The 12,939-nt window shown below is 73.0% G+C and carries 16 protein-coding genes; 7 read left to right on the forward strand and 9 right to left on the reverse strand.

Features of this window, described 5'->3' with window-relative positions; genetic code table 11:
- Nucleotides 1-135: 135 nt before the first annotated feature.
- Complete coding sequence (locus WFH32_RS08985) at nt 136-594, forward strand: YbaK/EbsC family protein (protein WP_138822365.1); 459 nt, start codon at nt 136-138, stop codon at nt 592-594.
- 12 nt (nt 595-606) lie between these two features.
- Here the strand turns inward: WFH32_RS08985 and WFH32_RS08990 are convergent, their stop codons facing one another.
- Both WFH32_RS08990 and WFH32_RS08995 read right to left on the reverse strand, forming a co-directional pair.
- Nucleotides 607-981, reverse strand: a complete 375-nt coding sequence (locus WFH32_RS08990; RefSeq protein WP_191796746.1) for a PH domain-containing protein — start codon at nt 979-981, stop codon at nt 607-609.
- A 4-nt stretch (nt 982-985) separates the two neighbouring features.
- Nucleotides 986-1,210: a hypothetical protein gene (locus WFH32_RS08995; protein WP_191796747.1), complete on the reverse strand. Its 225-nt coding sequence runs from the start codon at nt 1,208-1,210 to the stop codon at nt 986-988.
- A 196-nt stretch (nt 1,211-1,406) separates the two neighbouring features.
- Between WFH32_RS08995 and WFH32_RS09000 the strand changes: the two genes are divergently transcribed.
- The 3 genes from WFH32_RS09000 to WFH32_RS09010 all read left to right on the forward strand — a co-directional run bounded on the left by WFH32_RS09000 (nt 1,407) and on the right by WFH32_RS09010 (nt 5,005).
- Nucleotides 1,407-2,447, forward strand: coding sequence for a hypothetical protein (locus WFH32_RS09000; protein WP_336707008.1), 1,041 nt, complete (start codon nt 1,407-1,409; stop codon nt 2,445-2,447).
- A 41-nt stretch (nt 2,448-2,488) separates the two neighbouring features.
- Complete coding sequence (locus WFH32_RS09005) at nt 2,489-2,758, forward strand: hypothetical protein (protein WP_191796749.1); 270 nt, start codon at nt 2,489-2,491, stop codon at nt 2,756-2,758.
- Between the two features lie 81 nt (nt 2,759-2,839).
- Entirely contained in the window at nt 2,840-5,005 is a 2,166-nt protein-coding gene (locus WFH32_RS09010; protein ID WP_336707009.1) for an NHL domain-containing thioredoxin family protein, read from the forward strand.
- A 72-nt stretch (nt 5,006-5,077) separates the two neighbouring features.
- On the opposite strand, the gene WFH32_RS09015 is transcribed toward WFH32_RS09010, so the two are convergent.
- The 4 genes from WFH32_RS09015 to WFH32_RS09030 form a co-directional block, all read right to left on the reverse strand.
- Complete coding sequence (locus tag WFH32_RS09015) at nt 5,078-5,545, reverse strand: PTS sugar transporter subunit IIA (RefSeq protein WP_191796751.1); 468 nt, start codon at nt 5,543-5,545, stop codon at nt 5,078-5,080.
- Entirely contained in the window at nt 5,542-5,772 is a 231-nt protein-coding gene (locus WFH32_RS09020) for a PTS transporter subunit EIIB (RefSeq protein ID WP_138822375.1), read from the reverse strand. Before WFH32_RS09020 ends, WFH32_RS09015 begins: the two co-directional genes overlap by 4 nt.
- A gap of 64 nt (nt 5,773-5,836) precedes the next feature.
- Nucleotides 5,837-6,082, reverse strand: a complete 246-nt coding sequence (locus WFH32_RS09025) for a PTS transporter subunit EIIB (protein WP_056644676.1) — start codon at nt 6,080-6,082, stop codon at nt 5,837-5,839.
- A 61-nt stretch (nt 6,083-6,143) separates the two neighbouring features.
- Nucleotides 6,144-6,995 (reverse strand): GntR family transcriptional regulator, encoded by an 852-nt coding sequence (locus WFH32_RS09030; RefSeq protein ID WP_336707012.1) that lies wholly within the window; start codon nt 6,993-6,995, stop codon nt 6,144-6,146.
- A gap of 315 nt (nt 6,996-7,310) precedes the next feature.
- On the opposite strand from WFH32_RS09030, the gene WFH32_RS09035 reads away from it, so the two are divergent.
- Complete coding sequence (locus WFH32_RS09035; protein ID WP_442946322.1) at nt 7,311-8,705, forward strand: PTS transporter subunit EIIC; 1,395 nt, start codon at nt 7,311-7,313, stop codon at nt 8,703-8,705.
- The gene (ptsP, locus tag WFH32_RS09040) at nt 8,702-10,375 is read left to right on the forward strand and encodes a phosphoenolpyruvate--protein phosphotransferase (protein ID WP_336707013.1); all 1,674 of its coding nucleotides are present in this window, start codon (nt 8,702-8,704) and stop codon (nt 10,373-10,375) included. The genes WFH32_RS09035 and ptsP overlap by 4 nt, the downstream gene beginning before the upstream one ends.
- Before the next feature lie 189 nt (nt 10,376-10,564).
- Here ptsP and WFH32_RS09045 read toward each other — a convergent pair whose 3' ends face one another.
- Nucleotides 10,565-10,831 carry an HPr family phosphocarrier protein gene (locus WFH32_RS09045; protein ID WP_030150259.1) on the reverse strand — a complete coding sequence of 89 codons (267 nt, stop codon included), beginning with the start codon at nt 10,829-10,831 and terminating at the stop codon, nt 10,565-10,567.
- A 190-nt stretch (nt 10,832-11,021) separates the two neighbouring features.
- Nucleotides 11,022-11,180 carry a hypothetical protein gene (locus tag WFH32_RS09050; protein ID WP_191798337.1) on the reverse strand — a complete coding sequence of 53 codons (159 nt, stop codon included), beginning with the start codon at nt 11,178-11,180 and terminating at the stop codon, nt 11,022-11,024.
- Between the two features lie 112 nt (nt 11,181-11,292).
- On the opposite strand from WFH32_RS09050, the gene WFH32_RS09055 reads away from it, so the two are divergent.
- Nucleotides 11,293-12,213 (forward strand): sugar phosphate isomerase/epimerase family protein, encoded by a 921-nt coding sequence (locus WFH32_RS09055; RefSeq protein ID WP_191798339.1) that lies wholly within the window; start codon nt 11,293-11,295, stop codon nt 12,211-12,213.
- 85 nt (nt 12,214-12,298) lie between these two features.
- Here the strand turns inward: WFH32_RS09055 and WFH32_RS09060 are convergent, their stop codons facing one another.
- Complete coding sequence (locus WFH32_RS09060; protein ID WP_191798341.1) at nt 12,299-12,895, reverse strand: HdeD family acid-resistance protein; 597 nt, start codon at nt 12,893-12,895, stop codon at nt 12,299-12,301.
- Between the last annotated feature and the right edge of the window lie 44 nt (nt 12,896-12,939).

Consider the following 12,939-nt stretch of genomic DNA (forward strand, 5'->3'; position numbering starts at 1 on the left):
CTGGTCGCCGCCCAGCGCGAGAACGGGGTTGTGGCCGCTCCGATGCTCAGAACGTCCTCATCCTCGTTCTCGAGGCTGTCGCGAACCTCGTGCGCGCGCGATGATGGCCTCCTGCCGACCCCGAGGAGACCTGCCGTGAGCACCGACCGCACCCGCGCCTTCTTCGACGCCCAGGCCCCGGACCTCACGGTCCTCGACACGGGCAAGGACACTGCGACGGTCCAGATGGCGGCAGCGACGCTCGGGGTCGAGCCGGGGCAGATCGCGAAGACGCTCGCGCTGCGTGACGGCGAGCGCAGCTTCCTGCTCGTGACGCGAGGCGACGCGCGGGTCGACAACGCGAAGTTCAAGGCCACGTTCGGGGCCAAGCCGCGCATGCTCGACGCCGAGAGCACGACCGCTCTGACGGGACAGCCGATCGGCGGGGTGGGGCCGTTCGGGCACAGCGGGCCCGTGACGGTGTACTGCGACGTGTCGTTGCAGGGCTTCGAGACGGTCTACCCGGCGGCGGGCAGCCCGACGAGCGCGTTCGCGATCACGCCCGGCCGGCTCGCGGAGCTCGCGGGGGCGCAGTGGGTCGACGTCAGCCGGTAACCCGGCGGCGGGTCAGAGGACCTTGTCGCCCAGGAGCCGGTTCACGGTGTAGATGTCGACACCGCGCCCGAGCTCGAGCGTGACCTTGCCCAGGCCCGAGAACCACAGGACGAGCTCGGAGTCGAGGTCGATCGTCCCGGCGGTCTCGACCGAGTACGCCTGGATCGTGCTGTACGGCAGGGTCGTGAAGTCCTTCTTCTTGCCCGTCATGCCCTGGACGTTGAGAGCGAGGATGCGCTTGCTCGTGAACGTCACGGAGTCACGGACGCCCTTGAACGCCAGGTAGACCTGCTCGTCGGCGTGCAGGATCTGCTGGAGGTCCTTCTGGGCGCTCGCCAGGTCCCAGGGGTTGAGCTTGACGAACGAGGCGTTGTCGAAGTCGATCACGCGGTCATGCTGCCATGGCCAGGGAGCTGGTCATGACGGACGACACCGCCGAGGCCTCGAGCCAGCGGCGCACGATGCGTGCGTCGGCGGCCCGGCGCACGGGGCTGCGCAGGTTGAGGTGCGCGTAGGCCCGGTGCTCGACGAGGGCGGCGCGGTCGTGGTCGAGGGCCCAGAGGATGGCGCTGCGGATCTCGTCGGTCGAGGGCCGGAACGCGTGGTCGAGGTGCATGATCACTCTCAAGGTGAGGGCCGCGGGTCTCGCGGCGGAGAAACTGTGTACATCTCTCAAGAGGGGCGAACCCGGACTTCATGACGCGACTTTCCGGAAGAAGTTCTCCTGACAGTCTGTTTCGTGAAGCGAACAGCCCTAGCGACACGGTGACGCTCGTCACGTGCGTGTCGGTGGGCCGTGCCAACCTCGACGCATGGACAGGGACGAGGCACGGGAGATCAAGGGGCAGCTCGCGGACTTCGCGCGCGATCTCGCCGCGGGGACCGAGGCGACGGCGAGCGCTGCGCGGCCGGTGGGCGAGGGGGCGCAGGTCGGGCCTGCCGACAGGGACGCCTGGGCACCCACGCTCGCGCTCGGGCTGGCCCCGCGCGAGGGCGGCGGGTACGGCATCGCGGTCCGCTACCGCCTGGGGGTCCCGGCCGTGCGCAGCATCGCTCGACGCGTCGCGTCCGAGGCGGGCCCCGTCGTGGACGTCCGCCGGACGGGGCGGATCCGGGCGCTCTCCCGGTCGACGGGCACCGGCCCACGCCCGCCGGTCGTGACCGCGCTGGCAGCGGGGGAGACCGGCCGGGTGCGGCCGCTGCGCCCGGGGGTCTCGATCGCGCACGTCGACGTCACGGCAGGCACGCTCGGCGCGTTCGTCCTGGTCGGGGACACGTTGCACGCGCTGTCCAACTACCACGTGCTCGCGGGCTCGCCGCGCGCGCAGGTGGGGGACGCCGTCGTGCAGCCCGGCCCCGCCGACGGCGGACGCGCCCCCGCCGACCAGGTCGGCACCCTCGCCGCGACCGTGCCCCTCGCGCCGGGGCGCACCGCGACGGTCGACGCCGCGATCGCCCTGCTCGACGACCCCGACGTCGACCTCGACTACCCCGTGGGCCGCATCACGACCACGGCCGTCGCGCTCGGCGGCGAGACGGTCGGCAAGATCGGCCGGACGACCGCCGTCACCGCGGGCCGCGTCACCGCGATCGAGCTCGACGACGTCGTGGTCGGCTACGGCGAGGACCTCGGCGCGCTGCGCTTCGACGACCAGATCGAGGTCGAGTCGACCGGGACCGGGCCGTTCTCGCGCGGGGGCGACTCCGGTTCGCTCGTGTACCGCGCGGACGGCGTCGCGCTCGGGCTGCTCTTTGCCGGGTCGGAGACCGGGGGAGAGAATGGGACCGGGCTGACGTACGTCAACCCGATCGACACCGTCCTCGCCGCGCTCGACGCCCGGCTCGCGCGCTGAGCCCGCCTCGACCCGCGGCGGACGGTCGGAGGGTGGTACCGGTGGCGAGCATCGAGCAGGCCCGGGAGGCCAAGGCCGCGCTCAAGCAGGCCCTTGCGGGCCAGGACGGCGTGACGGGGATCGGCCTGAGGCACGAGGGGGCGGACGCGGCGGGGCGTTCCGAAGCTGCGAAGGCACAGTCCGAGGCCACCGACACCTGGTGCCTCCAGGTCAACGTCGTCGACGCCGCCGCGTCGGGCGACGTACCGCAGGAGGTCGACGGCGTCGCGGTCGTCGTGCGCGTCACGGGGCGGATCGAGCGATCGGGTTAGGGCCTGTACCGCTCGTACGTGGGTAGCAGCTGCCGGCAGGGCGAGGTCGAGTGCTGCCCGGTGTGCGAGCAGAATGGTCCGGTGACCTCCACGACCCCCCATGCCCGCCTGCCCCGCGTCCGCGCCTCCGAGCTCGTCGGCCGCGGCTGGCTCAACACCGGCGGCCGCGACGTCTCGCTCGCGGACCTGCGCGGCCGGGTCGTCGTGCTCGACTTCTGGACGTTCTGCTGCGTCAACTGCCTGCACGTCCTCGACGAGCTGCGCGAGCTCGAGGAGGCGCGCCGCGACGACCTCGTCATCATCGGCGTCCACTCGCCGAAGTTCGAGCACGAGGCCGACCCGGTCGCGCTCGCCGCCGCGGTCGAGCGCTACGAGGTGCGCCACCCCGTCCTCGACGACCCCGAGCTCGTCACCTGGTCCGCGTACACCGCGCGGGCCTGGCCGACCCTCGTCGTGATCGACCCCGAGGGCTACGTCGTCGCGCAGATGGCGGGCGAGGGGCACGCGTCGGCGCTCGCCGCGCTCGTCGACGAGCTCGTGGAGGAGCACCGCGCCAAGGGCACCCTGCGGTCGGTGGCCGCGGGGGCGGGCGACGTCTACGTGCCTCCCGCGCCGACGTCGGGCACGCTGCGCTTCCCCGCCAAGGCGATCGCGCTCCCGGGAGGCAACCTCCTGGTCGCGGACGCGGGGCACCACTCGCTCGCCGAGCTCGGGCCCGACGGCGAGACGCTCGTCCGGCGCATCGGGTCCGGCGAGCGCGGGCTCGTCGACGGCGGACCGGACGTGGCGCGGTTCAGCGAGCCCAACGGGCTGTGCCTGGTCCCGACCGAGCTGCGGACGTACCTCGACTACGACGTGCTGGTCGCCGACACCGTGAACCACGCGCTGCGCGGGGTGAGGCTCGCCGACGGCCAGGTGGCGACGGTCGCCGGGAACGGGCAGCAGTACATGGTGGGGGCGGTCGACAACGTGCTCGCGGCCGCTGACGGAGGTGCACCGGTCGGTGGGACGCTCGCCGAGGTCGACGGTCCGTTCGGGTCGCGTCTCACGGTCCTCGTCGGCGCGGACGTGCCGGAGCAGCCCAGGCCCGCGGGCCTGCCCGCGTCGATCGAGAGCACAGGCGGAGCGGTGCTGCAGAAGCTGTCGTCGCCCTGGGACGTGGCCTGGGTCGAGCAGATGGGGGCGTTCCTCGTCGCGATGGCGGGCAACCACTCGCTGTGGGCCTTCGACGGCGAGCAGGGATCGATCGACCTCGTGGGCGGCACCATGAACGAAGGTCTGCTCGACGGGCCGCTCGTCGACGCCTGGTTCGCGCAGCCGTCCGGGCTGGCCGTCGGCCCGGACCGGCGCGTGTGGGTCGCGGACTCGGAGACGTCGGCGCTGCGCGTGGTGACCCCGGTCGCCGGGACGGCGCAGGGAGAGGTGAGCACCGCCGTCGGGCAGGGGCTGTTCGACTTCGGGCACCGCGACGGGGCCGCCGACCAGGCGCTGCTCCAGCACCCGCTCGGGGTCGCGCCGCTGCCCGACGGCAGCGTGGTCGTCGCCGACACCTACAACGGGGCGATCCGCCGCTACGTCCCGCCCGCCCCGTCGGTCGTGTCAGGACGAGCGAGCGCTCCGGGCCCCGCTGGTTCTGACACCAGCGTCGGCCAGGTGACGACCCTGGCGACGGGCCTCGCGGAGCCGAGCGACGTCGTCGTGCTCGTGGACGGGGAGCCGTGGGCGCCCGGCGAGGCCGCGGAGGCGGGGGCGCGCGTCGACCTGCTCGTCGTGGAGTCGGCCGCGCACCGCGTCACGCGCGTTGCGCTCCCGGCGACGCTCGCCGGAGAGGTGCTCGACGGCGGCGCGCACCGCACGCAGCGACCCGTCACCGAGGTCACGGCCGGGGAGCTACGGCTCGACGTGCCGTTCTCGCCCGCGCCGGGGCAGAAGCTCGACGACCGCTTCGGGCCCTCGACGCGCCTGACCGTGAGCGCGACGCCGCCCGAGCTGCTGCTCGACGGCGCCGGCACGGGGACAGACCTCGTCCGAGCCCTCGTCGTGAACCCTGCGGTGGGCGAGGGCGTGCTGCACGTGACCGCGCAGGCCGCGTCGTGCGACGTCGTGCCGCTGCTCGACGACGGGACGCCCGACCCCGACGTGTTCCCCGCGTGCCACCTCGCGCAGCAGGACTGGGGCGTGCCGGTGCGGGTCGTGGACGGGGACCCGGGCGATCCCCGGGTGCTGACGCTGCCGCTGCGGGGCTGAGCCCCCGGGGCCACGGCCCGGACATGTCAGAACGAGCGTGACCTCGAGGTCACGCTCGTCCTGACGCCGGCATCACTCCCAGATCAGGAGCTCTTCGCCGCGCGCGACCCAGGTACCGACCGGGGCCAGCGGGGTCACGGCGTCGGGCTTGCCCTCGAGCGCGACGACGGGGCAGACGGCCGAGCGGCCACCCTCCTCGATCGCGGCGGGGTCCCAGGTGACCAGGGTCGTGCCCTGGTGGACCACGTCGCCCTGCGCGACGTGCAGCGTGAATCCCTCGCCCGCGAGCTGGACCGTGTTGATGCCCAGGTGCACGAGCACGGCCTGACCGCTGTCGTGCTTGATGACGAACGCGTGCGGGTGGACCTTGACGATCGTCCCGCTGATCGGGGCCGACACGAGGCCGCCCTCGGCGGAGTCGGGAGCGATCGCGGTACCCGGACCGACGAGGCCCGCGGAGAACACCGGGTCGTCGACGTCCGACAAGGCGACGACGGTCCCGGTGACCGGGGCGAGGACGGTCAGGGACGCTGCAGTCAACGGAGGTCCTCGATGTCCGAGGCGAGGTTGTCGGCCTCGGGACCGACGATCACCTGGATCGCGTTGCCCGTCCGGACGACCGCGATGGCTCCGGCCCCCGTGAGGGTCTTCTCGTCGACCAGGCTCGGGTCCTCGACCTCCACGCGCAGACGCGTGATGCAGGGTTCGAGGTCGAGGATGTTCGCATCCCCGCCGAGGCCCTTGAGGATCTGCTCTGCCTTGCTCATGTCGTGCTCCTTCGTGTGCTGGTGCGGACGTACGTCGAGGTGCCCGCGGACAGCGGGCACGGGGTCACATGAGGTCTGCGAGGTCCGAGGCGATGGTGTCGACCTGGGGGCCGACGACGACCTGGACCACTCGTCCCGTCGTCATGACCCCGAAGGCGCCGGCGGCGCGCAGGGCGGCCACGTCGACGAGGCTCGGGTCCTTGACGAGCGACCGCAGTCGGGTGGTGCAGGGGTCGATCTCCTCGATGTTGCTCACCCCGCCGAGGCCGGCGAGTATCGCGGCGGCCCGTGCTGCATCGGCTGCAGTCATCGTTGCATCCTCTCTGGTGCGTGGGTCCTGGGTAGGGCGTCGGTCGTGCCGGTAGTGGGGCTCATGCGGTCTCGGCCGTCTGGGCCGTCTGGGCCGTCTCGGCCGCGCCGGTCCTGGGCGCGGGCGCGGGTGCAGGCTCTGCCTCGAGCTCCGGTGCGGGGGCGAGCCGGGGCACGATCGTCGGCCGGGCCTCGCGGAGCGGGACGACGACCGAGTACCGGTCGCCTCGGTAGCACATCTGGGAGTACATGCAGGCGCCGTCGTCCGAGTAGGTCTTGCGGTGCGCGCGCAGGACGGCCCGGACGCTCGTCATGGCGAGGATCGCCTGCTCGGCGGCGCTGGCCTCGGCGGCCATGATCGTGTCCTCGCCCCACGTCGGGGAGTGGCCGCGCTCGCGCAGCGCGCCGTACAGGCTGGCGGGGACGCCGTCGTCGAGCAGGTCGGGGGCGAGCGCCACGGGCACCCATGCGCGCTCGACGGCCATGGGCGTGCCGTCCGCGAAGCGCAGGCGCTCGACGTAGTGCACGCGGTCCTCGGGGGCGACGCCGAGGGCCTCGGCGACGACCCGGCCCGCGGGCAGCGTGCCGCTGTCGATGACCTGCGTGCTGGGCACCAGGCCGAGCCGTCGCGCCTCCTCGCCGAACGTCGTCAGACGCATCTCGAAGTCGGTGTGCTGCGGGGCGACGAACGTGCCGCGGCCCTGCTCTCGCTGGAGCACGCCGTCGGCGACGAGGGAGTCGAGGGCCTGACGGACCGTCATGCGCGAGACGCCGAACTTCTCGGTGAGCACGCGCTCGGAGGGGACGGCGTCGCCGATGGTCAGCTCGTTCGCGATCAGGTCGCTCAGGTAGGCGCGCACGATCTGGTGCTTGTGCCCGCCTTTAGGTGCTCTGGCCTGCGTCGTCGCTGCCACGTGTTCCTCGCTCTCGGTCGCCCCGGAGTTGCCGGGGCTTGACACATCATGATGTCTAGACCACTCTGTCCGCAAGTGGTCCAGACAACTATCCCACCACAGACGGTGGCGATGGCTCGGGTTACAGCAACGACGCGCTCCAGGGTCCGGGCCGGCGTCGTGATCAATGGCAGTTCCCAGTTCCAGCGGTGCGATCCGACGGCCTCGGTGGCACCCGATCAACGAGGAGTGAACATGACGTCCGTGGCCGAAACACCCAAGGTGAAGAAGGGGATTCCCGGCTTCGCCCAGCTGCAGAGGGTCGGTCGATCCCTCATGCTGCCCATCGCCTCCCTGCCCGCCGCAGCACTGCTGCTGCGCCTCGGTCAGGCCGACATGCTCGGTGCAGACGGCGCCGCGGGCACCTTCCCCTGGCTGCAGCCCGTCGCCGACGTGTTCGCGTCCGCCGGCAACGCGCTGTTCGCGAACCTCGCGCTGCTCTTCGCGGTCGGTGTCGCGGTCGGCTACGCCAAGAAGGCCGACGGCTCGACCGGCCTGGCCGCCGTCATCGGGTACCTGGTCTTCAAGGGCGTGAGCGACGCGCTCTCGCCGTACGTGCTCGGCAAGCCCGACACCCCGGCCGCGTGGCTGGCCGGCGCCAACCCGGACGCCGTCGCCGCGGCAGGGGACGGCAACTTCCTCGACCTGGTCACGGCGGCCATCACCGGCCCGCCCGAGCAGAAGCTCATCAACTACGGCGTCCTCGGCGGCATCGTCATCGGTCTGACCGCCGCGATCATGTTCCAGAAGTACAGCCGCATCAAGCTGCCGCCCTACCTGGCCTTCTTCGGTGGTCGCCGCTTCGTGCCGATCGTCACCGCAGGTGCCGCCGTCCTCATCGCCGTCGTCGGCGCGCTCATCTACCCCTGGTTCGACGCGGGCTTCACGGCCATCGGTGACTGGGTCACGGGCTCCACGGTCCTCGGGGCCTTCGTCTACGGCACGGCCAACCGTCTGCTCGTCCCGATCGGCCTGCACCACCTGCTCAACTCGCTGCCCTGGTTCCAGTTCGGCAGCTACACCGACACGAGCGGCGCCGTCTGGCACGGCGACATCGCGCGCTTCCTGCACGGCGACCCCACGGCCGGCACCTTCATGACCGGCTTCTTCCCGATCTTCATGTTCGCCCTCCCGGCGGCAGCCCTCGCGATCATCCACACGTCGAAGCCCAAGAACCGCAAGCTCATCGGCGGCATCATGGGTTCGGCCGCTCTCGTCGCGTTCGTCACCGGCGTGACCGAGCCCCTCGAGTTCGCGTTCGTGTACGTCGCCTACCCGCTGTACGCGATCCACGCGGTCCTCACGGGCACCTCGCTCGCCCTCGTCAACGCCCTGGGGATCAAGTCCGGGTTCGGCTTCTCGGCCGGCGCGATCGACTACATCCTGAACTTCCGGATCGCGACGATGCCCCTGTGGATCATCGTGATCGGTCTCGGGTACGCGGTGATCTACTACTTCCTGTTCCGGTGGGTCATCACCAAGTGGAACCTGCGCACGCCGGGCCGCGAGGACGACGACTCCGCGGTCGGCGCCGACCCGACCGCCGACCCGGTCCTGGTCGCCGAGGAGAAGAAGGCGGCCGAGGCCGACCTGTCTCCCGCGGAGCTCGATGCCCGAGGCTCCGATGCCCGAGGCTCCGGGGCGACTGCCGACGGCGGAGGCGGCAGGTGACCTCCGTCCTCGACGGTGTGGGCGTCAGCCCCGGGCGGGGGGCCGGTGTCGTCGTGACGATGCCGGCCCCCGTGCCCGAGCCCGCCGCGGCGACGCTCGGGCCGGACGCGGACGTCGAGGCGGCGGTCGCCGCGATCGACGACGCGGTCCGCAGCGTCCAGGCGGACCTCGCGGCACGCGCCGCGAGGGCGACCGGCACCGCCGTCGAGGTCCTCACGGTCACGGCCGCCATGGCCGCCGACACCACGCTCTCCAAGGAGTCGGCCCGCAAGGTCCGCGACGAGCGGACCGTCCCCGAGCGGGCCGTGTGGGAGGCGGCCGGCGACCTCGCGGCACGCCTCGAGTCGCTCGGCGGCATGATGGCCGAGCGTGCGCACGACGTCCGCGACGTGCGCGAGCGCATCGTCGCGGCCCTCACGGGCCGTCGGGCGCCGGGAGTACCGGATCTCGACCACCCGTTCGTGCTCGTCGCGACCGACCTCGCGCCGGCCGACACCGCGACGCTCGACCCCGCGCGGGTCCTCGCGATCGTCACGAGCGGGGGAGGCCCGACGTCGCACACCGCGATCCTGGCCCGGTCGCTCGGGATCCCGGCGGTCGTCGCGGCGCCCCGGGCCACCGATCTCGCGGACGGCGAGACCGTCCTGGTCGACGGCTCGCAGGGCACGGTCGAGCGCGACCCGTCGCCCCAGGACGTCGCCCGGGTGCTCGACCGCCCGCGCGGTCCGCGTGCGTTCGACGGCCAGGGCAGGACGGCCGACGGCGTGCGGGTCCAGCTCCTCGCCAACGTCGCGGACCCGGCCGGGGCCGAGGCCGCGGTGGCCGCAGGGGCGGAAGGGGTCGGTCTGTTCCGGACCGAGTTCTGCTTCCTGGGACGCACCGAGGAGCCCGGGATCGACGAGCAGGTCGCGGCGTACCGTGCCGTGCTGAGCGCGTTCGGGGGCCGCAAGGTCGTCGTCCGCACGCTCGACGCGGGCGCCGACAAGCCCCTGCCCTTCGTCACGGCCGAGGACGAGCCCAACCCGGCGCTCGGCGTCCGCGGGCTGCGCACCGCCGTGCGCCACCCCGAGGTCCTGACACGTCAGCTCGACGCGATCGCCCAGGCCGCGGCCGCCGAGGAGGCCGACGTGTGGGTCATGGCCCCCATGGTCGCGACCCCGGACGAGGCCCAGGAGTTCGCGGCAGCCTGCCGTGAGCGAGGCCTGGCGACCGCGGGCGTCATGATCGAGGTCCCCGCCGCGGCGATCCAGTCGCGCTGGGTCCTGGAGCAGGTCGACTTCGCGAGCATCGGCACGAACGACCTGACCCAGTACACGATGGCCGCGGACCGGGAGACGGCGGACCTCGCCGCGCTCTCGACGCCGTGGCAGCCTGCGGTGCTCTCGCTCGTCGGCGCCGCGTGCGCGGGCGGGGCCGAGCACGGCCGCCCGGTCGGGGTTTGCGGGGAGGCCGCGGCCGACCCGGCCCTGGCGCCGGTCCTCGTGGGCCTCGGGGTCACGTCGTTGTCGATGACGCCTCGCGCGCTCGGCGACGTCGCAGCCGTCCTCGCTGCGACGACCTCCGAGCAGTGCGCGGCGCTCGCGAAGATCGCGGTGGCCTCGCCGACCGCGTCGGCAGCCCGTGACGCGGTCCGTGCACAGCTGCCCGTGCTGGAGGAGCTGGGACTCTAGCCGTCAGGGCGGTGCTGCCTCACCGTCCACCCCGCAGCACGCAGCCCGTGCCCCCTCGGACGAGGGGGCACGGGCTGCGTGCTGTCGTGCATTGGCCCTGCGTCGCCGTCGAGCGTGACGTCCGGGTCGCGGGATCCGTCACCGGACCGCCCGAACGTCGCACTCGGTGACGGTGCCGGGACGAGAGGGTCAGACCGTCTCGCGCCCGAGGAACTCGGCCAGCGCGTCGAGGGCCGCCTCGGCCTCCGCGCCGTCGGTCTCGGTCGCGAGCACGACCTGGTCGCCTGCCGCCGCGCCGAGCGTCATGACGCCGAGGATGCTCGCGGCGTCCACGGTCTCGGCGCCTTCCTTGGTGAGGGTCACGGCGACGGGCTGCTTGCCCGCCTCGGCCACGAACAGCGCCGCAGGGCGTGCGTGGAGTCCCTCGGCGATGGCGACGGTGACGGTTCGTTCCATGACGTGCTCCTCCTGGAAGTGGTATAGACCAGTCCACTGTAGCGGAGGTGGGTGCGGACGGCGGCCCGGGGTGGGCGGGGCCGTGGCGCGTCCCCGGCGACCCGTGCACGAGGCGAGGCTCCGGACGCGGACGGGAGCGGCGCCGTCGTGCAGGAGGAGCGCGCCGACGGGACCGGGGACCCGACCGCCCTCAGGCCGAGTCCTGCTCCAGGTACGCCACGAGCGACTCCAGGGCCGCGAGCGCGCGGGCGTCGTCCGTCTCGGTCGACAGGACGGCGTCGTCGCCCGGGCCGAAGCCCGGACGCGTCGTGCCGACGGTCGAGGGCGAGGCGGCGTCGGGACGATCCATGCGCACTCCAGTGCTCCGGGCGGTTCGGTCGAGCAGCATCCTGCCAGAGTTCGAGGGGTGCTCTGGACGCCCCTGTGAACACCGCTCACCCGCTGGGTCTAGGGTGTCGGACATGCGTGAAGCGACGACGCCCGACGCCCAGCCGCCCGTCCAGGGCGTGGCCCGAGGGGGTGAAGCAGGCAGGGGCGAGGAGCCCCGGATCAAGGTCACGCTGTCCAGCGCCAGCGTCTACCCGCGCAAGGCGCCGTTCGCCTTCGAGGCCGCAGCCCACCTGGGCTACGACGGCATGGAGGTCATGGTCTGGTCGGACACGACCACGCAGGACGCGAAGGCGCTCGCCAAGCTCTCGGCCGACGTCGGCATCCCCATCCGCAGCGTCCACGCCCCGACGCTCCTCGTGAGCCAGCGGGTCTGGGGGCGTCTGCCCGGACCCAAGCTCGAGCAGACCGTCGACCTCGCCCTGGAGCTCGGGGCGCAGACCGTCGTCGTGCACCCGCCGTTCCGCTGGCAGGGCCTGTACGCGCGCGGCTTCGCGGACCACGTGCGCGAGCTCAACGCCGCCACGGGCGTCACGGTCGCGGTCGAGAACATGTACCCGTGGCGCGGGCGCAAGCGCGAGGTCCAGGCCTACCTGCCCGGCTGGGACCCGACGGACCACCCCTACGACGCCGTGACGCTCGACCTCTCGCACGCCGCCGTCGCACGCCAGAACAGCCTCGACCTGCTCGACGTGTTCGGTGACCGGCTGGCTCACGTCCATCTCGCCGACGGCACCGACTCGATGAAGGACGAGCACATGGTCCCCGGGCGCGGCACCCAGCCGTGCGACAAGGTGCTCGGCGAGCTCGTGCGCCGCGGCTGGGAGGGGGACGTCGTCGTCGAGATCGCGACGCGGCGCGCCCGCACGGCCGCCGAACGCTACGAGGACCTCGCGGCGTCGCTCGCGTTCGCGCGCACCTACCTCCAGCCCGAGCCGCACGCCGAGTACCAGCCGCCGCCCGGCCACGAGCACCGGCACCTGGACGCCTGGTAGGGCCTCGGTGCCGAGAACGGGGTTGAGGTCGTCCCGTCGCCGATGCCGACCTCAACCCCGTTCTCGACCCCGGAACGCTGGCCTGCTAGCCCGCCAGCGCCGCCCTTGCGTCCTTCGCGGCCGTGCTCTGCGCGAACGCGGCGACCAGGATCACGACCCCGGTGACCACGAGGTACAGGCCCAGCAGCACCGTGATGGTCTGCAGTCCGGTCACGGGGCTCACGAGCACCAGGACGCCGAACACGACCCACAGCGCGGCCGTCGCGAGCTCCCAGTCCCAGCCCGGCTCGCGCGTGCGGCGGGCGCGCAGCGCCCCGACCAGGCCGATCACCCCCGCGACCAGCGCCCAGACGCCGACGAGCCGCAGCACGAGGGTCACGCTCGCCGACGGCCAGAACGCGAGGACGAGACCGATGACGATGCTCAGTCCTCCCACGACCCAGCGCCACACCGCGCCCTCGCCGTCCTTGCGCTGCCGCCCGGCCTCGACCAGGAACAGGATCCCCTGGAGGACGGCCATCGCCGCGACGAGCCACGTGAGCCACTGGATGCCGCGGTCCGGCGCGACGAAGAGCACGACGCCGATCACGAGGAACAGGGCCCCGCGCAGGTAGGCCAGGCCCCACAGGCGGCGGGCGATCTTGGTGGTGCGTCCGGTGAGGGACTCGTCCTGCTCGGTCATGGGATCCACCGTCCTCGCGCGGCCGGCCCCGCGGCGGGTCCGTG

Origin of the sequence: Oerskovia sp. USHLN155 (assembly GCF_037145535.1) — a bacterium.
In the GTDB taxonomy this organism is placed as follows: Bacteria; Actinomycetota; Actinomycetes; order Actinomycetales; family Cellulomonadaceae; genus Oerskovia; species Oerskovia rustica.